The sequence below is a fragment of the Sneathiella glossodoripedis JCM 23214 genome, from assembly GCF_000616095.1.
Taxonomy (GTDB): Bacteria; Pseudomonadota; Alphaproteobacteria; order Sneathiellales; family Sneathiellaceae; genus Sneathiella; species Sneathiella glossodoripedis.
The window spans coordinates 371,147-392,267 of record NZ_BAMS01000003.1 but is presented as its reverse complement, the minus strand read 5'-3'; the positions used below and the strand labels follow the sequence as shown (position 1 = coordinate 392,267).

Sequence of the window (21,121 nt, the reverse complement as noted above, 5' to 3'; positions counted from 1 at the left end):
GATCTTACCAATTTGCGTCTGGATATGCCCGTGGCAAAAACTGCATTTCAGCTAGCAAATAGCCCAGATGTTCGGTGTGCTTGCCTTCTTTGCTTCCTCTGACTTGCCATGTCAGTTCTGGGAAATTTAACGTCGCTTCACTCAAAACACCTTCAACCATCTTTTTCCAAGCTGGTTCAATTTCTTTTAAGTCCACCCCTACACCTGATTTCAGCATGGCTTCATCAACCGCATCCATATCAAACATTTCGGGTGTGTAGCCCCAAAGCTCGTCTACCGCTTTTTGCATTCTTTGATGGCTTTCTTCTGTTCCATCTCCCAAGCGAATAACCCAGTCAGAACTATGACGAACATGATAGGTGATTTCTTTTAACGACTTAGTCGCAATTTCAGCCAGCTTTGTATCTGCTGAATTTGACAGTTTTTGATATTGCAGGAACTGAAAGCAGTCAAAAAACAGCTGTCGAGACATTGTCTTGGCAAAATCACCGTTTGGCTGTTCAACCAACAACAGATTTCTCCAGGCCTGTGCATCCCTGAAAAAGGCAAGTTTATCCTCGTCTCTGCCTGCGCCTTCAACCTTGCCAGCATAATCCAACAGCATTCTCGCTTGCCCAAGTAGATCAAGGCCAACATTCATCAACGCAAGTTCTTCTTCGAGCACAGGTGACTTACCACACCATTCCGCAAGTCGTTGCCCAAGGATAACGCAATTGTCGCCCAATCTTACTGTATATTCAAACAGCTGATCCTGTTCAGTCATTTCGGCTACAGAGACACTCATTACATATGTCCAATCTCGTCCGGAATATTATAGAATGTGGGATGACGATACATTTTATCATCGTTGGGTTCATAAAATGCCCCCCTGTCTTCTGGACGGGATGCCACAATATTTTCAGCCTTCACAACCCAGATACTGACCCCTTCGCTACGCCTCGTATACACGTCACGAGCATTGGTTAGGGCCATTTCATCATCAGCAGCATGCAAGCTCCCCACGTGCTTGTGATGGAGCCCGTTTTTGCTGCGAATAAACACTTCATACAACGGAAGTTCGCCTGTACTAGTCTCACTCATTACTAAATCCTTCTTTAAGCAGCTGCTGTTTTTAACGCTTCGCGCTTACGTTTCTTTTGTGCATAGGCAAGCGCAGCATCGCGCACCCATTTACCCCCCTCATGGGCATCCTTGCGGGCTTGCAATCTCTCTCTGTTACAAAGACCATTACCAGCAACAACGTTTTTAAATTCGTCCCAATCGATTTCACCCCAGTCGTAACTCTGCGTCTCTTCGTTCCAGGCCAGTTTGTCATCAGGGATCGTCAAACCCAAATATTCTGCCTGAGGCACAGTGGCGTCAATAAAACGCTGACGGAGTTCATCATTGGATGAACGTTTAATTTTCCAAGCCATATTCTGATTGGAATGATTACTGTTCTTATCATGCGGACCAAACATCATCAGCGAAGGCCACCACCACCTGTTTAAGGCATCCTGGGCCATTTCGCGCTGCTCTTTTGTACCTCTCGCCATCGTCATCATAATCTCGTAGCCCTGACGTTGGTGAAAACTTTCTTCCTTGCAGATTTTTACCATCGCTCTCGCATACGGACCATATGAGCAACGGCATAAGGCGATTTGATTGGTAATCGCTGCGCCATCCACGAGCCATCCAATAGCCCCTATATCTGCCCAATTCAGGGTTGGATAATTAAAAATAGAGGAATATTTTGCCTTGCCCGAATGTAGCTGCTCATACATTTCATCGCGCGAAATGCCTAATGTCTCTGTGGCACTGTATAAATATAACCCATGCCCACCTTCATCCTGAATTTTCGCCATCAAAACAGCTTTACGCTTCAAAGATGGAGCCCGTGTCAACCAATTCCCTTCCGGCAGCATTCCTACAATCTCTGAATGCGCATGTTGAGACATCTGCCGGATCAGAGTTTTTCTATATCCTTCTGGCATCCAGTCTTTCGGCTCGATTCTGATTTCCGCGTCAACCTTCTTCTGAAAATCATCTTCGAGTTTCGCAATATCAGTATCCGGATTAGTCATGCGCATCTCCACTCTTAAACAGCCCACCCATCCCTTTATGATACACTATTCATTAAAAATCAATAAATTTTGTATCATATAAATATGTAATTTTTCACATGAGCCTCTTGAATTAGACGACAAGACTTGTACAAATGAGCTCGCATTACACAGATTACTGGATAGAGAGAGGCGACAGGATGCACCCAACCCCTGAAGATCTGTTTAAACGGAACATAGAGTGGGCAACTCAGAAAACTAATGAGGATACTGAATTTTTCAGTAAGCTCGCCAACATTCAAACCCCGAAATATTTATGGATCGGCTGCGCGGATAGTCGAGTGCCAGCAAATGAAATAGTTGGTATGCAACCCGGTGAGCTATTCGTCCATCGGAATATTGCAAATGTAGTTCCGCACAGCGATACCAATTGTTTGTCTGTTATTCAATATGCGGTCGAAGTTCTACAGGTCGAACATATCTGCGTGACAGGACATTATAATTGCGGCGGCGTTAGAGCAGCCCTCGATGACAAGGGGCTCGGCCCAATCGATAACTGGCTCGCGCATATCAAACAGGTCCTTGAAAAACATTATGATGAAGTAATGGCAATAGAGGACATCGATGTTCGTGTTGACAGGCTCTGCGAATTAAACGTGGTTGAACAAGCTCGAAATGTCGCTAGCACACCAATCGTACAAAAAGCGTGGCGCAAGGGGCAGAACCTAACTATTCATGGTTGGATATACGGCCTTAAGGATGGACATTTACGGGACCTCAAAGTTGATTTCTCAAGCGCTGATGCAGTTCACCCCGCCTTCAAAATCAACTCTGACGCAGACTTGAGATAACTATTCAAGCCACTGCATTTGGTTTCGACCCTAAAAAGTCTCTTTCCCGTCTAGCGGCGTCTATATATGTCCCGATAAGGGTCTTAGCGCCGCTATATGCGGCATCACCGTCATGTTCCTTGATTCTCTCAACGACATAAGCGTACCAGCGACTTGGCCCGCGACGCGCCTCGACGCTTCTATATTGTTTATATTGACAATGGGATATTGATAGTCTGACCGCATCACGCATCCGCGCAATATATTCATTCCCACATGTCTCCAGTAAAAAAGTATGAAATGCCAACTCCGCTTCATATGACTTGTCGATATTTCCTTCTTCCCAAGCCCGGTGGATCATTTGACACGCTTTTTCAAGATATCTGACCCCACCAAGTTCATTGGGTTTCATTGCGTGCAGACGCGCAGCTTCCGGTTCTGCAAATTGTCGAACTTGCATGAGCTGTTCAGCATGCCCTTTAGTCAAGCTTTCCACCCTCTGCCAGCAAAGCACATCTGGATCCCAAATATTCCAATATTTCCTCTTACGAACACTTGTTCCTGCACGTTGCTTCGCTTCCAGTAGACCTTTAGCCGTTAAAACCCGAAATGCCTCACGGATAGCCGTGCGACTACCATTATATCGATCAATAAAGAAATCTTCTTTTGGTAGGCGCTCACCTTCCTTAAAGCGCCCATTGACGATTGCCCTTCCCACTTCATGCACCACTCGTCCATGAATGCCGTTTTTAGGATATCTTCGATCAAAACTACCAATCATTGCATCTGCCCCCCATTAAAACTCAATTCACATTTATAATGTTTATTGAATATACAGATCAATAGTTATAATTATGGTTTTGTAAAAATTTTCTTATTAAGACACAAATACACCGCAAAAAGTGTAAGTATCACAAATTTTTTCTATTTATAATATAATTACTAGCCTCAATATGAGCGAAAATCGAGCAAAAAGAGCAAAAATTAATCGAAAAAGTGAACAGAGACTAATATGATTCTCTTAAATAGGGTATGCTTGTTTGCGCACCAGCACGGGTACAGGAAAGCCCAGCGATAGCAGTTGCTGACTTGAGTGCGTCCTGCAACGCCTCTCCCCGCTCCAGAGCTGCACAAAAACCACCGATGAAGCTATCACCAGCCGCAGTTGTATCCACCACTTCCACAGTATCAGCAGGAACATAAAAGCGTTCGCCAGCATTTTGCGCTTTCACTCCATCGCCACCAAGTGTGATCACGCAACATAAATCGTAGGTATCCGAAAAATAAGCCAACAATTGATCCATATCAATTGCTTGCTGACCGAGCTGTTTTGCCAGAAAAGAAGCCTCAATTTCGTTGAGTACCAGATAATTCAAATCATGAAGCATATCTTCTGATACAGGTGCTACCGGAGCCAGATTAAGAAGCGTGGTAACACCACACTTCTTGGCAATCTTTAAAATTTGAGAATTTTCCGCCGAAGGAACCTCCATTTGCAGCAACAGAAAATCACTCTTCTCAATGACCTCTTTTGGAACCTTAGTTGCGTTAAGCTCAGCATTTGCTCCGGCAAAAACCACGATGCTATTCTCGCCATCGGCGCCGACCCACACGGATGCACAACCTGTCGGACCTTCGGAAATTTGCAGATATGTTAAATCAACACCATCTTTCGTCAACAATGACAAAGCCAAGTCCGCATTCGCATCGCGCCCAACGCACCCAAGCATTGTCACTTCTGCACCAGACCGACGAGCTGCAAGTGCCTGATTAGCGCCTTTTCCACCCGGAACTTGCATATAGGCGTTACCGCTTAAAGTTTCTCCCGCTTTTGGCAGCCTGGTGACCTGATATACCTGATCCAAATTGATTGACCCAAAAACTGTGATCATTTTGTTAGTTACCCTTCCTTCAGTCCTGCCAAAGGCTGTTCTATTTACAAACGTTTGTCCATGCCTGAAGAGAAAATATTTTTGGCTAGTAACCGGTGACTTACCAGCAGGAAAAGAACCCCTGGAACAACCATTATAAGCGTCAAAGCAGCTGACACGGGATCCAGTATGCCCCCTGCACTTATTTTGGAAAACAAGAGCGTTGCCAAGGTATCCACCTGCCCCTTACCCACATAAAATGTCAGTAGAAATACATTTATTGAAATTAGAATGCTAAAAAAGGCAGATGCAACCAGTCCCGGTAAAATTAACGGCAGCTCGATAAAGATAAAAACCTGCCACGGTTTTGCCGACAGCAATTGCGCTTGTTCAATCAGCGTCTCATCAAGTTCCGCATACACATTTACGAGCATTCGGAACATATATGGTAAGACCGGGATCAAGTGAGCGATGACAATACCTGTTACGCTTCCATACAATCCGCTATCCAGAAAAATCAGTAAGATACCTGCCCCCACAGCAATTTCAGGAATAATAAGAGGAGACAGGAAATAGAGTTCAAGAAAAGTTCTGCCAAAAAACCGACGACGAGCCATTACACGCGCCGCTGGTACGCTCAATGCAGCCGCAGCTAACGTCACCATCCCGGCGATAAGTATTGTATTTCCAAATGCCGGTAGAATACGGGATACCGGATCGAATATATAATCCCATGCCAGCGGAATACCTGCGTCACCCCGCCTCTCCCACCACCAGATTGACGGCAGTAAATCGGGCCAACCCCAGCGAAAGGAAAAGGAAGCGATTATCGTTGGGATAAAGGGCCCTGCAAACGCAACCAACGCCAACCATAGATAGGTCTTTTGCCAAAATTTCAGCATCCTAACCTCTTCCGGTTTTTCGCTCAAAAGCCCGATACGCCAAAAATGCTGCTGTCAGGGTCAAGAGAGAAAGACATACAGTCACAACGACAGTCGCCATAGCTAGAGGTCTCTTTGTATAATCAGCTATCAAATAATTGCCACGCCTGTACGGGGAGGGTGTTTGGATAACCCGCTCCTAAAATATAGGGAACCTCAAAAGAGCCAAAGTTGAAGGCAAATACTATTGCCATGGCAGTAATCATGGCCGGAATTAATTTTGGTAGTGTTATATGAAAGAAGACTTGCTTTGCCGATGCCCCCAATAATCTGGCGCTTTCCTCATCTTCACGACCGATAACCATCAAATTTGAATAGAGCACAAGGGTCATAAAGGGGATTTGTTTCCAAAGATAAACCATCATAATGCCAATACCGTTACTGGTTTGGAGCAATCTTGGAAATTCAGCGGGTGATGAGACAATCCCAAAAGCATGGAAAATACGTGCAAACAAGCCGCCGTTGGCAAAAAGCAGAATAACCAGGCTGACCCCAACCAAATAGGGAACCACCATAGGAATTTTGTATAAAAATTCGGCGATAACTTTGGCCTTGAAGCGTTTTACCAGTATCAAGGCCAATGCAAGGCTTATCCCCGCCCCAACAAAAGTTGGGACGATCGCATAATAAAAAGTCAACCAAACCGAAATCCAGAAACCTGAGTCACTGCCCAACTTCAGATAATAATCAAAAGTCAAAAATTCCTGAATGCCGTATTGCGGTGCATATCCCAAACTTTGCAATATCGCCAATACAAACGCACCAACAAAAATTACAAGCAGAACCATCACTGCAGGAAGCAGACACAAGAGATCAAAGATGCACAGTCCTCGGTTTCGGTTTATTTTCATAGATCAGGACAGTTTGGCAAATGCGTCCGAAACGATCTGTTCAAATGGCTTTTCATTATTCCGCTCGATATATTCTATCCAGATTTCCTGAATAATTTTAACCAGCGACGCGTTGGTATCGGGCACCGCATTTGATGCCAACTCTTGCGCACTCACACCGTGATGAGATGGTGCCGCCTCTACAGCGCGTTGTTGATCATCTGCGGAAAGTTTACCAAGATCAATTCCTAGCGGATATCCAATCTCCTTCAATTTGGAAATCTGCAAATCAATTGATGACAACACATTTGCGAGCACCATCGCGGCAGCCGGATTTGGCGCATTTGAAGGAATGGCGATAAAGTTTTTGTTTTTTATCATCCCATTTTTAGGAAATAACATGGTCTCTGTTGTTTCAGAAAAAGCCCCGGTCTTTCGCAGATTTGCAACCAGATACAACCCAAACTCACAACCTATATCAACTTCACCATTATTAAACAGTGCCTGATTAGCGGCCTGATTTTTAGCATAGATTGGCGAGCCCTCACCCAACAAAAAGGGCTCAATCCGTTTCAAATACTCAAACCCCGGTTTTACAAGTTCAGCGAAACTGCTCTCGCTAAAATCCGAGACTGATTTTTGAAAATCGACTGCGCCGCTTCCGTTTGGGTTAAACGCATATAAAACTGATTGAACAAAGGTATTACCCACATAATGTGGGGGTTTTACATAGGTAAACCGTCCTGGATTTTCTTTCAGCCAATCTTCAAGTTCTAAAAAAGTCGAAGGTGCGTCACTGCGCGCCAAACGGGATGAATCGAAATAACAGACATATTGCTCTCCTGACCAGGGAACTTCCTGTGCCAATGTCGGCGTTCCAAAATCAGACAGGTTTAATTGAGCTGCAGGCACAGCGGGATCAAAGTAAAAATTAACTGAATTGGGAAGCTTGTTTGCAAAGGAGCCGAACAAAGCATTTTGTTGGGACAGAGTATAAAAATTATCTCCGTTTAACCAAATGGCATCGACACTCCCCTCTCCCACCCCTCTACCGGACTGCTTTTCAGTCAAGACAAGATCCACCGCCTCCCGGGTTCCGCCAAGCCGCGTAGTTCGAAGTTTTATTCCTTTATCCGCAAGAGCCGGTACAACATGCCTGTCAATCCAGCTATTCAGACTTTCACTGCCACCCCAATGAAACAAGTTTACTTCCCCTTCTTCACGCGCTCTTGCCTCCACTGCCGCCCAGCTTAATTTGCCATTTAGAAATTCTGACCGAAATTTTTCCACGCTTAGCGTTTCCGAAAAAACGGGCGTCGTGACGCACACACCTAGCACACTAGCTAAAAAGAAACTTTTCATACCCTTGATTTTCAGCATTATCTCATTCCATTTCGTTCTCGAAGGGGCCAAATTAAATCTGGCGGAATTCTCATTTGAACCGTGGTACCTCTCTTATGCCGTTCACGGCCCGCACTTTTCACGTGAAAAACAGTGTCATTGGCCTGCACTTCATAAGACATGAAGCCACCGATATATCGCGCTTCAAGAATTTTCCCGACAATCACGTTGTCAGAGAGAGGCCCATCACCACATTCTGCTTTCAATTCGATATGTTCAGGCCGGATCATAACTAATTTTGCATCTCTAAAAGCACTGCTATTTTCTAACGAATGGCTTAGTCTGAAATCCTCAATAAGGACTTCATGATCTGAAATAACACTGCCATTGAAGAGGTTCTTCCCCCCCATAAAGCGAGCAACTTTTGGCGATGCCGGACGATCTGTAATTTCAGTGGGTGTGCCGACCTGATCAACGCCGCCCTCACTCATTACCGCAACTCTATCCGCCAATAACAGAGCTTCTTCCTGATCATGTGTAACAAACACCGTCGTAATATTTAACCGTTGCTGCAAATCACGAATAAATTTTGCCGTTTCAATTCGCAAGTTTGCATCTAGATTTGAAAGAGGCTCGTCCAACAATAAAATATCTGGATCCATGACAAGTGTACGGGCCAGAGCAACTCTCTGACGCTGCCCCCCCGAAAGCTGATGCATAAACCTGCTCTCAAGACCAGAGAGTTGCATCACAGTTATCATGTCTTCTACTCGTGCCCGGACTTCTGAAGCAGAAACCCGCTTCATTCGCAAGCCGAAAGAAATATTCTTCTCCACGGACATATGAGGAAACAGTCCGTAATTCTGAAACACCATACCGACTTTTCGCGCACGAGGGTCAAGCGTCGTCAAGCTGATACCATCAAACAAAATATCACCGCCTAATAACGGCTCAAGCCCCGCGATGAGCCGAAGCGTTGTCGTTTTTCCTGAACCCGACGGCCCCAAAAGAGACAGCATTTCTCCCTTTGGCACGGATAAAGATATAGGTCCAATCTGGCCACCATCTTCAAATCTGGTTACCACACTTTCTAAACTCAGCCCCGACAAATGCACTCCCCTTTCGCAAGTTCCTACACTGTATCGGGTTTACAAAAAGCTGTGTTGTAAAATTGATGTGAACACAAAAAAAACTGCACCCAGCAAGAGTGCAGCTTTCATCAAGTAGTTTCTTTCTATTTTACCACGGTAGTGAGTAAGTCTTTAAATTCGTAAAGCTCTTCATCGCTTCCAGGACACCTTCCTTGTACCCCAATCCTGAATCTTTAATTCCGCCAAAAGGCGACATTTCAATCCGATATCCCGGCACTTCCCAAATATTGACCGTTCCAACATTCAATTCCTTGATAAAACGTTGAATAAGTGGCCAGCTATCCGTACAAACACCTGACGACAGACCGAATGCCGTTGAATTGGATATACGAATTGCCTCATCAACTGTTTCAAAACGTATAATTGGCGCCACGGGTCCAAATGTTTCTTCGCGAACAAGTTCGCAGTCGTAAGGGACATGATCAACGACAGTTGGCGAATACAACGCCCCCTCGCGTTTATTGCCGAAAACCAATTCAGCTCCCTTGGCCACAGCATCCTTTACTCGTTTTTCAAAAAGTTTTGCTGAAGCTTCATTAATCACGGTTCCCATATCCATTTCAAGGTCAAACGGGTCACCATATTTTAGTTGTGCGGTTTTTTGAGCGAGCAGATTGACAAACTCATCGGCAACCTTGTTGTCCACAAGAATACGTTTAACCGCTGTGCATCTTTGACCTGAATTTTTATAGGCGCCCGCCACCGCCAGATCGCTTGCCTTATCGAGATCAGCATCGTCAAGAACGATCAAAGGGTCATTCCCACCAAGCTCCAAAACCTTACGTTTATATCCTGCTTTCTCAGCGATATATTTGCCTATGGGAACTCCTCCGGTAAAAGTCACGAGTTCCGCATGCTCATTTAAAAGCATCTCATCGGCGATATCTTCGGGCCTGCCAGTGACCACAGAAAACATCTCTGGTGGTAGACCTGCCTCATATAAAATATCTGCTAGCAACAAAGCAGTCAGTGGTGTTTTCTCCGTTGGTTTAAGAACCATACAGTTATTCGTTGCAATTGAGGGGCTACTTTATGCGCCACCTGATTTAGAGGATGATTAAAAGGCGTTATTGCACTAATTGCTGTCAACGGCTCTCGCAGCGTGAATATTTTCCGCTCTTTACCGTGAGGGGTAATATCGCAAGAATAAATTTCTCCATCATCAACTATACATAACCGTGCCGAAAGACTGAATACATCGTAGGCGCGACCCACTTCGTACAAGCTATCCTTTTTACACAAGCCCGCTTCCGCGGTAATGACATCAGAAATCTCTTCTTTGCGAGCTACGAGTAAATCCGCAGTCTTCTGAAGAATTGCATATCGGTCATGCCGACTTAAAGCAGGTTTGTAATTGGCTGCAATCTCGAATGCCCGTCTAACATGTTCCTTTTGTCCAGTCGGTATGGTACCAATCACTTCGTTAGAATATGGGTGGACCACGTCAATTGTTCCATCCGCATCAACCTTTTCACCGCCAATTCTCATTGACTCAGCACGTTTTTGAAACCTGCTCTTCATCCCACCCCCCAACGGTTATTGCGCAAAATTCAGCGCCATATCAAAGATATCAAAGTTGCGAAGCCGGCGTCCGTCATCTACTCCATGCGCAGGCTTGGTGCACAATAATGGAACACGTTGTTCAGAAATGCCTCCATGAGAACGAAGCGGTTCTTTTAATGCAGAAAGGTCGTGTTTACTGACACTCGTTCCCAATACTTTATGCGTTGAAGAGACTAAGATCACGTCTCCTGTTCGATCTTCTGGCAGCTCAAACTCTGCGCACCCTTCTTTACGAGACAGACTTTTTTCAATTCCCTCAAGACTTTTCAGCCTATCGATAATGTCTTCTCTATGCTCTTCGGGCAAATAGGCGGTCGCAAACGATCCCAGCGCTCCATGATGCACAACATAGGGATCTGTGATAGGCAAGATAACGCGTGCCTTTCCAGCCCCAAGCCAATCATCAAGGACATCCTGCAGATAAATAACGTCCGGTTGCCCATCCTCCGCAAATTTTGACTTCATACCGTGATCCGCAGTCAAAGCGATCACAGCACCACGAGCATCAAGCTGCGCTAAATACCGGTCCAGCATGGTATAAAAATCATTTGCGACCGGCGTGCCTGGCGCATGTTTGTGCTGAATATAATCGGTCGTCGACAGATACATAATATCAGGCTGGAATTCATCCATCAGCTTAACACCACAGGCAAAGATAAATTCACTCAACTCCGCTGAATAAACGGAAGGAACGTCTCTTCCAATCCAACTGGCGGCGTCTTCAATCCCATTTTCTGCAAGAGTTGCATCTGCCGATTTTTCTGATGAAAAACAAATTGCCCGACCAGAGCTTACATCTAGCCATGCCCCAACAGTTTTCGAAGTTTGTCTTTCGCAGTCACAACGGCAATTTTGGCCCCCTCGTCAAAAAAAGCCTTGAATATCGTAGGTGCACGCAGGAATTTTGGATCATTCATCATGACCTCGGCATCGGTCTCTACGTCATAGAAATAGTTACCGCAAATTCCATGCACACTTGGAGCTGCCCCGTTACAATGGAAAGATTATTGGGATTAGTGAAACTGGGGACTACACAATCTGCACGCAGATCAGTACCTGAGGCTAAAGCCTCTTTCATAAACGGCATTACCCCGTCAGCTATAGCTTGTTCAATATAGGCGGGTTCACTCCCATCTATACACACCACAACAACTGGCTGTTTTGGCCAAGCATAGCTTCGGTTATTCACCGTTACTTTGTCTTTCGACATAAATCTGTCCCTCTATCAGTCTTTATCCATACTGGCAGGTGTAAATGAAGCTTATGTGACTTCGATAGTCTACCCGCGAAAATTATGATGAGTATAGGAACAGTTCAAAAATAAACAAAATCGATATTATTAATTGAATTAATAAGCCAGATTTATACTGATATGGATCCAACAAGATTAGCCCCTCGAGAGGCCATAAAGTACAGTCCCATATAATGCGTAATGTTTTGTGGATGTGCGGCCACCTCCGGCAGCCCCGCGTCTCGAGCCACCTCAATCGGCAGATCGTAAGTGGAGCAGCCTTTATCATAGACATGTATATTTTGAAGCGTTGGCATCATGCATGGTTTCTCGCACTTAAGCTGGTAAGCACGAAATCCATGACACAAATGTCAGTACAGATCCCCACAACGATAAGATCCGAAAGCTCGTTCTTGTTTACCCAATTCACGAATTTATTTTCTCCGTCAGCGTCAATGCTTCCAACAAATCCGTTAATGCAATCTTTTCGAACAAGCGTTGTCTGTGGATCGCGCTCCAACCATTTAAGTTCAGGAACCAGCTCTTCCTCTCCGGTTCCAGCCTCACAATGAGGGGGGTATGGCGGCTCAGCCTTTCCCGGTTCATGAGTATCAAGAAAGGCAAGAATAGGCTTTCCTGATTTGGAAAACTCCTGAGCCAATCGGTTCGTCTCCGCCACCATTGTTGAGACCTGTTCATTGGGAACCGGCGGCGCCAGATTACCAGCGCCGACGGATGCGAAACCATTTACTTCATCAACAATAACAAGACCCACAGCCTTGCAATCCTGACCCACCTTCAATTCCGCCAACTGAATTGGCATAATTTCGCCAATGGCTGATGTAATCGCCTCACTTTGCATGGTTTCGCCTCATGTCTGTATTTACTAGCCGCACTGTTTCGAAGGCTCAATAACACCCAGTGCTTTTTCTACATTTAGGGTGCCGCCCTCAGTTTTACCAATATACATATTCATTGCGACGTGATGGTCTTCTTTCGTGATCGTCGCTTTGCCTGTTGGAATGTCAAAACTCAAACCAGACATTCCATCAATCAGTGCTTCCCGATCCACTTTTCCTGCTCTTTCAAGACCAGCCTTTACCGCCATCAGAGAATTGTAATGGGTCATCACATAAAATGATACGACTGCATCCGCACCTTCGCGTTTTTTGATTTTGGCGACAAAATCCTGAACACCGGCTTCTTCGGAATTTGCGACCATGGGAAGTCCAGCATACATCCCCTCTCCCTTACCTGCACCGAATGCGCCGAGATACGTTTCAGCAAATCCTAGAAATGCAACTGTCACTTTGTCCATCAAGCCAAATTCTTCGGCCTGCTTGATAAAGGTAATACCATCCGCACCCGGCAGCGCAAACAGCAGGATTTTAGCGCCGGAATCCGCGATTTTTCGAATAACAGAGGAAAAATCCTTCACACCAAATGGCGTATACTCTTCTCCAAGCGATGTACCGCCAATCTGCTTGATCATATCATTGGCAGCTTTGAACATATTTCGCGGCCAGACATAGTCTGCACCGAACATGTAATAGCTGTCACCAACCCCAATGTCTTTCAAGTACGGAATAAGGGGTGCGGTATCCTGATTGGGGACTGTATTGAAAGAAAACAGATATCGATCACAGATCCCACCTTCGTAATTTGTCGCATACAACAGAGGGGTCTTAAGCCGCTTCACAGTTCCTGCCATGGCATCACGGGCTGCAGATGTAATAGGTCCCGACACAGCGATAACTTCATCGCGCTGAATTACCTTTCGAGCGCGCTCAACAGATGTCTTTGGATCCGTTTTATTGTCTTCGTATAAAATTTCCACTTGATGGCCCAATATACCGCCAGCTGCATTTATCTCTGCTGCTGCAAGGTCAAGTCCCATCTGCGCCTGCTTACCAAACAGCTCCAGCCCTCCGGAGAATGGCTGCACCGCGCCAATTTTGATGGTTTTTCCTGCGGAAATAGCTGGCATGGCGAAACTGCTCACCGCTATCGCTGCACTACTCGTTACCAAAAAATTACGTCTTGAAAGTTGAGTCATTGCCGTTCCCCGATTTTATTCGTTTACAAACAATAATATTTCATAAAAAATGAAAATTATCCAGTTTTGAGTTGGCCTCTTGTTGACGAATTTCTCTATAAAGGCAAGTAATCAGACCCACATTCTGTAGAAAAAATGTAAAACAGTTTAAAAAATAGGCAGTTTCTTTTGTGCACTTATATTTTTTTCATTTGATCACTGACAAATCAGAATTGATTTCTGTTCGCTCACTTATGACCTTGAGTACTCGACATGTCGTTTCTTGATATCATATCTCTTACTCGGAGATTCGGAGGCCTAAAAGCAGTCGACAACCTTAACCTGTCGATTGAGGAAGGATCACTTACAGCAATCATTGGACCAAATGGCTGCGGAAAATCCACATTATTCAATCTCATTTGCGGTGCGCTGAAACCTGATATTGGAACAATTATATTGGACGGAGTTCATCTGGAAAATATGACCGCGACCGAAATCGCCCGGCACGGTGTCGGACGGAAATTCCAGGTACCTTCTATTTTTGATGACCTGACGGTTATGCAAAACATTCACCTGCCCACCCTTCGCAAATCTCGATTTGCCAGCGAAGGGCCAAGTTGGACAGTACAGCAGATACTGGAACTAACCAAACTAGCCCACCGAAAATACGATTTGGGCAGTGAACTCTCTCATGGGGAAAAGCAGTGGCTGGAAATTGCTATGATCCTTAGTCAGTCTCCCCGTGTCATTTTGTTGGATGAACCAACGGCAGGCATGAGTCTGTCGGAAACAGAGCAAACAGCCGACCTGATCAAGAGCATTAATGCCAATAACAACGCCACCGTGTTGGTTATTGAACATGATATCGGATTTATTGAACGGTTGAATTGTCCTTTGCATGTCATGAGCAGTGGAACTTTACTGAAGTCAGGGAATTTTCTGGAAATTCGTCAGGATACAGAAGTTCAGGAATTATATTTTGGTAAAGCCGGAGACTTTCATGCTTGAGATTAAAAATCTGGTCAGCGGCTATGGAGAGGCTACCGTACTAAAAGAGCTAAATTGCACAATTGCACCCGGTGGAGTAAGCGCCATTATGGGCCGCAACGGAATGGGCAAGACGACTCTCCTGAAAACGATAATGGGGCTAGTTCGGGCACAAAGCGGTGAAATATTCTTCAATGCTGTCCCTATTCACTCCCTTCCAACTCACCAGATTGCTCACAAGAAACTGGGATATGTACCACAAGGTCGGGAAGTCTTCGACAAACTGACTGTGCTGGAAAATCTTCGTCTCTCCGCATTGGGGTCAAGCAAAGAAAACCTGCAACTCTTGCCACAAATTTACGAGTGGTTTCCTGTTTTGCAGGAAAGATCATCGCAAAAAGCCGGAACCCTTTCAGGGGGACAGCAACAAATGCTGGCAATTGCCAGAACGTTAATAGGACGGCCAGAAATCATCCTGTTGGATGAGCCCAGTGAAGGCATTCAACCCAGTATCGTTCATGAAATCGCAACCCGCCTTAAAAAGATCGCGCTATCAACAGGGCTGACCATTCTTCTGGTTGAGCAGAATGTCGACATGGTGATGACGATGGCGGATCACATTCATTTTATGGAAAACGGAGAAATCAGGGAAACCGTGGGTAAAGAAGAGCTGAGGAACAGCGACGAAAAACTCAGAACATACCTGAGCGTATGAGGCTAACATGGACATAATCATACCACTAGTGGACGCAAGCTCTTATATTTTAATCCTGATCATGATCGCTCTAGGACTGATGATCGTATTTGGAATGATGGGCGTTATAAACATGGCCCATGGCGAACTATTCATGATTGGGGCCTATGTTATGGTCCTGTGCCAAAGTCATAATCTGCCTTTCTGGCTTGGTCTTGTATTGGCACCCATAATGGTTGCTTTCATAGGTCTGCTGATAGAAACCCTTCTCATTCGCCATATTTATCAAAGACCACTGGATACGATTTTGGCCACATGGGGGTTATCTATTGCCCTGAAGCAAGCAATTGTTCTGGTCTTTGGCCCCGAGGCTCAAAGTGTTTCTGCACCTGTAGACGAAAGCTTTTCAATCGGCGATTTCTCCTATCCAATTTATCGCTTGTTTATCATGGCTGCTTCACTTTTCATGATTATCGCAACTTTCTGGATTTTTCTGAAAACCGACTTTGGCTTGATGGCACGGGCCGTAATTGCACGCCCCCATACGTCCGAGACTTTGGGAATCAATACACGGCGAATTTACCGATGGAGTTTTGTTTTTGGTACCGCATTGGCGGGACTTGCAGGAGCTCTTATCGCACCAACAATCAGTGTAGATCCACAGATGGGTTTAGGTTACCTCGTTCCCGGATTTTTATCCATTCTGGTCGGCGGAACCGGGCCACTTGCGGGAGTTCTTGCCGGTGCTGGTGCCATCGGCGGAACTAACAGCCTGCTCAGTGTCTGGGTCTCCCCTGTCGCTGCACAAATCGCGGTCTTCATTCTGGCAATTATCATTATTCGAATGCGACCATCGGGTCTGTTGGGGGAGCGTGATGAAAAATAACCTTTTTATAATTTTCACCTTCGCCCTGCTCGCAGTGATGCCTCTGATCCTGTCTGACTACTGGACAGGTCAGTTAAATTATTATCTGATATATGGCCTGTTTGCGTTATCCCTGTCACTTGTTTGGGGTTACGGCGGAATTCTGTGTTTTGGACAGGCCATTTTTTTTGGCATCGGCGCCTATGTTATGGCCGTTAGCACCAAGGGCATGTTATCCCCTGTTCCTGCCAATTTTTATCTGGGTCTTTCTCTTGCCTGTATGGCTGCGGCAGCCTTTGCTGCCCTTTTGGGTTCTTTTCTTTTCGCCGGTAAGGGAATAAATGGACCCTATCTGGCAATTATTACGCTCGCCATAGCCATGGTACTGGAGCGTTTAATGAGTAATTGGTATGCACTCGGGGGTTACAATGGCCTCCTTGATATCCCCCCAATTAATCTTGGTCTTTTTAGTTACGATCTGGAAATCTGGGACAGCCGACCCGCTTTCTATATTCTATGGTCGATAGTTTTTTGTATTACGCTATTACTGGGATGGCTTGTTAAATCTGACTTCGGATCGCTACTCATCGCCCTAAGAACAAATCCTGAGCGATTGACATATTTTGGCTTCAGCCCTCTTCAGATCAAATTAAAAGTATTTTGCTTAAGCGCTGCCATAGCCGGCCTTGCGGGTGCGTTATTCGTGACGTTGGATGGGTTTGCATCTCCCACCCTTATTGGCTTTACTTTATCTACCGAAGTTTTGATTTGGGTTGCATTGGGCGGTAAAGAGCTATTAATCGCAGCCTTTTTGGGAGCTATCGCAACCCGGCTTGCGGAAAACTGGCTTTCCGAACTGTTCGGTGATTACTGGCTCCTGATACTTGGCTTTCTTTTTATGGTCAGTGTCGTTCTGTTTCCCAAAGGATTGATTGCAACCCCCATCCAGGCATTTTTAAAGCGCTTTAACTCTAACAAAAACGCTGCCTAAGATGTGCGGTTGCGTCTCCATCAATTTTCAAGCTGTCTTTGTCGAATACAACGTAGAATAAGTCTTCGGCCTGCTTGGGCGTATAATATCCAAGCTCTACATCTTGCTCTACACGCTGGGGATCACGTAACCACGGCTTTCCAAAACCGCCTCCACCCGGTGTGGATATGGCGATCTTATCACCCTGCTGAATATGAATATCCTGATCCTTGGATAAATGCGGAGGAGTATAGGATTTATTTGCCGTAAAAACGGTCACTTTGTTGGTACCGCCATCACTCCCACCCAAAGCGCCGGATGGCCCATATCTTCCGTGATCCATCACCATCGACGCACGCGCTTCTCCCCGACGTAATTGCAAAGTATAATTCACACCAAACCCACCCCTGAACTGGCCAGCGCCACCAGAGCCTTCGTGAAGTGAATACTCCTCAAACAGAACCGGGTAATATTGCTCCATGACCTCAATCGGTGTCGTTTTGGAAATACCGATTGTGGAACAGCCATTGGTCAATCCATCAGCACCCGAATACCCTCCGTACCCTCCACCAGATATCACATACATGACATAGGACTTATCCCGCTCAGGATCATACCCTCCAATTGCCAGGTTGCCAGAAGTTCCTGCAGGCGCTGCAAACAACTCTTCCCGCATAACGTCAACCAATGCATTAAAAACCGCTTCCGCGATACGTTGGCTGACTTCTGCCGCGCATCCAGAAACCGGGCGCGGATATTTGGCATAGAGAAAAGTTCCCTCAGGATCATTGATAACAAGGGGCTCAAAAGTTCCTGCATTTATGGGAACATCAGGAAAGATATGTTTTATGGCAAGATAGATAGAGGATTTTGTAGTCGCCAGAACAGAGTTCATCGGCCCCATACACGGCGGGCTGGAATTTGACATGTCAAATCGCATCTCTTCGCCTTCAACGGTAACCTTCATACAAATACGAAGGGGCTCATCGACAACACCATCGGAATCCACATAGGATATCCCTTCATATGTGCCATCAGGTATATCGCTAATTTTGCGGCGCATTTGCTGCCTTGCACGGCACTTCAACTCACCAATTGCTTGCGTAACTGTGTCCTCTCCATATCGATCGAGTAATTCGGTCAAGCGTTGCTCTCCAACATGCAGTGCTGCAGATTGAGCTTTTATGTCACCTATTCGCTGATCAGAAATTCGGATATTTGATAGCACGATCGAAAGGATTTCCTGATCAAGCTTGCCTTCTTTGAAAAGTTTTACTGGTGGAAGTCGCAACCCTTCTTGCTCAACCTCCGTTGCATTGGCAGAAAAGCTCCAGGAACAGCACCGCCAAAATCAGGCCAATGGCCAGTATTGGCGAGCCATGACCATAGTTTCCCCCTATAGAAAAATGGTTTTACAAATTTAACATCCATAAGATGCGTACCACCCAAATAAGGGTCGTTGACGATATAAATGTCACCAGGCTGTACGTCTTTCGCCCGCTCAATCACTGCTTGAGTGGAGAACTGCATTGTACCAACAAAAACAGGTAAACCCAGCTCACCTTGCGCAATCAATTCACCCGTGTCTGCTGCATATATGCCATCTGAGCGATCCAGCGCTTCTGATATTACAGGACTGAAAGCAGCCCGTACAAAAGCAAGGTCCATTTCGTTGCAAACCTGAACCAGGCCATTTTGAATAACCGAAAGGGTGATTGGATCTAGCTCACTCATTGGAAATCTCCACGATCAGGTTCCCGTAATCGTCCTGAACTACTGTGCAACCGGGCTCTATGACACTTGTTGTATCCAACTGAGTAATAATGGCCGGCCCCTGCAATCTGAATTGGTCTGGTAACCTCTCACGCTCATAAATTTGAGTTACATGCCATTTACCGTCAAACAGGATAGGGCGGTCGGATACAACAGCTTGCTCCAGCGTCGCGGCAGGAGTGTTGCTTTTTAACATTGCCAGATCCACGCTTTCACGACGCCCGATAACCGCAGTGTGCACATTTACCAGAACAGCTCTTATTTCCGGAAGTTCCACACCAAAACGCGTCCAATAAACCTCATCGAAACGGCTTTGCAATTCTTCAAGGGTAACATCAGGTCCGCTGATCGTGACCGGTAAAATGTGGCTTTGTCCTTGAAACTGCATATCTGCAGAAAACACAAAAGCCTGTTTCGAAACCACTATGTTGTCTTTTTCAAGCGCCGACAGCCCTTGCTGGATTTGTGAGCGAATTAGGCTGCGTACCTCCTCAATATCAAGCGATTGTAATGGGCAATTGATCGTATTTACAAAATCATGCCTCAGATCAGAAACAACACACCCAAGCGCATTGGTTATTCCTGGTCTGGCAGGCAAAACGACTTTCGGAATTCCAAGTTCCCTTGCAAGAGAGACTCCGTGAAGAGGACCTGCGCCGCCAAACGCAAATAACGCAAAATCTCGCGGATCCAGCCCTTTGGAGAGGCTAACCATCCGTATGGCACCCGCCATTTTGTTATTCGCGATTTTCAATATTGCATCCGCAACTTCCAGCGCGTTCATGCCCAGAAAACGTCCAATTTTCTTTTCAAAAATCTGTTCAATTTCAGAAATAGAAACGGAACTTTCAACAGACAGCAAAGCTTCGGGATCAAGTCTGCGAAGTAACAGGTTGGCATCTGTAATTGTGGGTTCACGACCACCGCGCCCATAGCAGATTGGTCCCGGCATGGCGCCAGCGCTTCTCGGCCCCACCTCCAACAGACCTGCCTCATTCAGATAGGCAATCGAGCCACCGCCCGCCCCAATTGTGTGCACATCAACCATAGGGACATGAATGGGCAAGCCGTATTCCAGATCCAGTTCAGATGTAACTTGTGGTATGCCATTCTGCACGACGCCAACATCGCTGCTGGTTCCCCCCATATCGTAGGTGATCACACGATCAATTCCCGCAACCCGTGACGTAGCCGCTGCAGCCATAACACCCGAAGCAGGTCCCGACATAACTGTACTCACCGCCCCTTCAGTGACCATGGACGCGGCAACGCTTCCACCATTTCCCTGCATGACTAGCAAATCATGTGTAAAACCGGCATCTTCAAGTTCAGACTGTAATCGCATGATATATCGGTCGAGCACCGGTTTGATCGCCCCATTAATGGCTGCTGTTGTACCCCTTTCATATTCCCGATATTCCGATAACAACTCATGCCCCGCAGTTACATATGTGTTGGGCCAGTTTTGCAGCACTATCTCCTTGGCGCGACGCTCATGCGTTGGATTTTTATAGGAATGCAGAAAATGAATGACGATACTTTCAACGCCCAGCTCACGCAATTTTCCTACGGCTTCAAGTACCGCGGCCTCATCAAGCGGGGTTACCACTTTTCCATCCGCATCCATACGTTCGGGCACTTCAAGTCTCAGGTTTCTGGGAATGAGCGGTGTAAACTGACCTTTTAACCCATAGGGTTTTGGTCTTGTCCGCCGCCCCAGCTCCAAAATATCCCGAAACCCTTTTGTGGTAATAAGACCGACTTTCGCAATTTTTCTCTCAAGCAGCGCATTTGTCGTGGTTGTAGTGCCATGACTGATTGCTGAGACACCCTTCAGATCAACGCCAACTGAACCCAGAGCATTCATAACCCCATAAGCCTGATTATCAGTCGTGGTTGGTACTTTTGCGATCTTGATATCTCCGCTCTGCGGATTTACCGAAATCAGATCAGTAAAAGTGCCTCCAACATCCACACCAATTTCAATACCCTTCATA

General features: G+C 45.9%; 18 protein-coding genes and 3 pseudogenes. 5 read left to right on the top strand and 16 right to left on the bottom strand.

The window, feature by feature from the left end:
* Positions 1-4: 4 nt before the first annotated feature.
* From paaC to paaA, 3 genes are read right to left on the bottom strand one after another with little or no spacing between them, the layout of a single operon-like run.
* On the bottom strand, positions 5-784 hold the full coding sequence (paaC, locus tag JCM23214_RS14130; RefSeq protein ID WP_199899623.1) for a 1,2-phenylacetyl-CoA epoxidase subunit PaaC: 780 nt from the start codon (positions 782-784) through the stop codon (positions 5-7).
* Positions 784-1,080, bottom strand: coding sequence for a 1,2-phenylacetyl-CoA epoxidase subunit PaaB (gene paaB, locus JCM23214_RS14125; RefSeq protein ID WP_025899508.1), 297 nt, complete (start codon positions 1,078-1,080; stop codon positions 784-786). The genes paaC and paaB overlap by 1 nt, the downstream gene beginning before the upstream one ends.
* Positions 1,081-1,094: 14 nt before the next feature.
* Entirely contained in the window at positions 1,095-2,063 is a 969-nt protein-coding gene (gene paaA / locus JCM23214_RS14120; protein WP_025899507.1) for a 1,2-phenylacetyl-CoA epoxidase subunit PaaA, read from the bottom strand.
* Positions 2,064-2,197: 134 nt separating this feature from the next.
* Here paaA and can point away from each other — a divergent pair, with 134 nt between their 5' ends.
* Positions 2,198-2,893 (top strand): carbonate dehydratase, encoded by a 696-nt coding sequence (gene can / locus JCM23214_RS14115; RefSeq protein WP_234397740.1) that lies wholly within the window; start codon positions 2,198-2,200, stop codon positions 2,891-2,893.
* 4 nt (positions 2,894-2,897) lie between these two features.
* Here the strand turns inward: can and JCM23214_RS22695 are convergent, their stop codons facing one another.
* The 11 genes and pseudogenes from JCM23214_RS22695 to JCM23214_RS14065 form a co-directional block, all read right to left on the bottom strand.
* Positions 2,898-3,653, bottom strand: a complete 756-nt coding sequence (locus JCM23214_RS22695; RefSeq protein ID WP_025899505.1) for a FadR/GntR family transcriptional regulator — start codon at positions 3,651-3,653, stop codon at positions 2,898-2,900.
* 226 nt (positions 3,654-3,879) lie between these two features.
* Positions 3,880-4,764 carry a ribokinase gene (locus tag JCM23214_RS14105; RefSeq protein ID WP_025899504.1) on the bottom strand — a complete coding sequence of 295 codons (885 nt, stop codon included), beginning with the start codon at positions 4,762-4,764 and terminating at the stop codon, positions 3,880-3,882.
* A gap of 44 nt (positions 4,765-4,808) precedes the next feature.
* Positions 4,809-5,645, bottom strand: a complete 837-nt coding sequence (locus tag JCM23214_RS14100; RefSeq protein WP_025899503.1) for an ABC transporter permease — start codon at positions 5,643-5,645, stop codon at positions 4,809-4,811.
* A 122-nt stretch (positions 5,646-5,767) separates the two neighbouring features.
* Entirely contained in the window at positions 5,768-6,472 is a 705-nt protein-coding gene (locus JCM23214_RS14095) for an ABC transporter permease (protein WP_234397757.1), read from the bottom strand.
* Positions 6,473-6,538: 66 nt separating this feature from the next.
* Positions 6,539-7,894: an ABC transporter substrate-binding protein gene (locus JCM23214_RS14090; protein ID WP_025899501.1), complete on the bottom strand. Its 1,356-nt coding sequence runs from the start codon at positions 7,892-7,894 to the stop codon at positions 6,539-6,541.
* Entirely contained in the window at positions 7,894-8,964 is a 1,071-nt protein-coding gene (locus JCM23214_RS14085) for an ABC transporter ATP-binding protein (RefSeq protein ID WP_025899500.1), read from the bottom strand. Before JCM23214_RS14085 ends, JCM23214_RS14090 begins: the two co-directional genes overlap by 1 nt.
* A gap of 130 nt (positions 8,965-9,094) precedes the next feature.
* Positions 9,095-10,527: pseudogene (phnY, locus tag JCM23214_RS24815) on the bottom strand (phosphonoacetaldehyde dehydrogenase).
* A 15-nt stretch (positions 10,528-10,542) separates the two neighbouring features.
* A pseudogene (gene phnA / locus JCM23214_RS26790) lies at positions 10,543-11,779 on the bottom strand (phosphonoacetate hydrolase).
* A gap of 152 nt (positions 11,780-11,931) precedes the next feature.
* Positions 11,932-12,120: a cysteine hydrolase family protein gene (locus JCM23214_RS24790; protein WP_199899617.1), complete on the bottom strand. Its 189-nt coding sequence runs from the start codon at positions 12,118-12,120 to the stop codon at positions 11,932-11,934.
* The gene (locus tag JCM23214_RS20995) at positions 12,117-12,662 is read right to left on the bottom strand and encodes an isochorismatase family protein (RefSeq protein WP_199899616.1); all 546 of its coding nucleotides are present in this window, start codon (positions 12,660-12,662) and stop codon (positions 12,117-12,119) included. The genes JCM23214_RS24790 and JCM23214_RS20995 overlap by 4 nt, the downstream gene beginning before the upstream one ends.
* A gap of 24 nt (positions 12,663-12,686) precedes the next feature.
* Entirely contained in the window at positions 12,687-13,856 is a 1,170-nt protein-coding gene (locus JCM23214_RS14065) for a substrate-binding protein (RefSeq protein ID WP_025899499.1), read from the bottom strand.
* A 252-nt stretch (positions 13,857-14,108) separates the two neighbouring features.
* Here JCM23214_RS14065 and JCM23214_RS14060 point away from each other — a divergent pair, with 252 nt between their 5' ends.
* Genes JCM23214_RS14060 through JCM23214_RS14045 form a run of 4 tightly spaced genes read left to right on the top strand, consistent with a single transcriptional unit; the run spans position 14,109 to position 17,372 of the window.
* Positions 14,109-14,843, top strand: coding sequence for an ATP-binding cassette domain-containing protein (locus tag JCM23214_RS14060; RefSeq protein WP_025899498.1), 735 nt, complete (start codon positions 14,109-14,111; stop codon positions 14,841-14,843).
* Positions 14,836-15,537 (top strand): ABC transporter ATP-binding protein, encoded by a 702-nt coding sequence (locus JCM23214_RS14055; RefSeq protein WP_025899497.1) that lies wholly within the window; start codon positions 14,836-14,838, stop codon positions 15,535-15,537. Before JCM23214_RS14060 ends, JCM23214_RS14055 begins: the two co-directional genes overlap by 8 nt.
* A gap of 7 nt (positions 15,538-15,544) precedes the next feature.
* Positions 15,545-16,402 carry a branched-chain amino acid ABC transporter permease gene (locus tag JCM23214_RS14050; protein WP_025899496.1) on the top strand — a complete coding sequence of 286 codons (858 nt, stop codon included), beginning with the start codon at positions 15,545-15,547 and terminating at the stop codon, positions 16,400-16,402.
* Positions 16,392-17,372, top strand: coding sequence for a branched-chain amino acid ABC transporter permease (locus JCM23214_RS14045; protein WP_025899495.1), 981 nt, complete (start codon positions 16,392-16,394; stop codon positions 17,370-17,372). The genes JCM23214_RS14050 and JCM23214_RS14045 overlap by 11 nt, the downstream gene beginning before the upstream one ends.
* On the opposite strand, the pseudogene JCM23214_RS20990 reads toward JCM23214_RS14045, so the two are convergent.
* Both JCM23214_RS20990 and JCM23214_RS14035 read right to left on the bottom strand, forming a co-directional pair.
* Positions 17,353-19,085, bottom strand: a pseudogene (locus JCM23214_RS20990) (hydantoinase B/oxoprolinase family protein). The gene JCM23214_RS14045 and the pseudogene JCM23214_RS20990 sit on opposite strands and share 20 nt — an antisense overlap.
* A complete protein-coding gene (locus JCM23214_RS14035; protein WP_025899494.1) occupies positions 19,078-21,120 on the bottom strand; it encodes a hydantoinase/oxoprolinase family protein in 2,043 nt (680 codons plus the stop codon). Before JCM23214_RS14035 ends, JCM23214_RS20990 begins: the two are co-directional and overlap by 8 nt.
* Position 21,121: the final 1 nt, after the last annotated feature.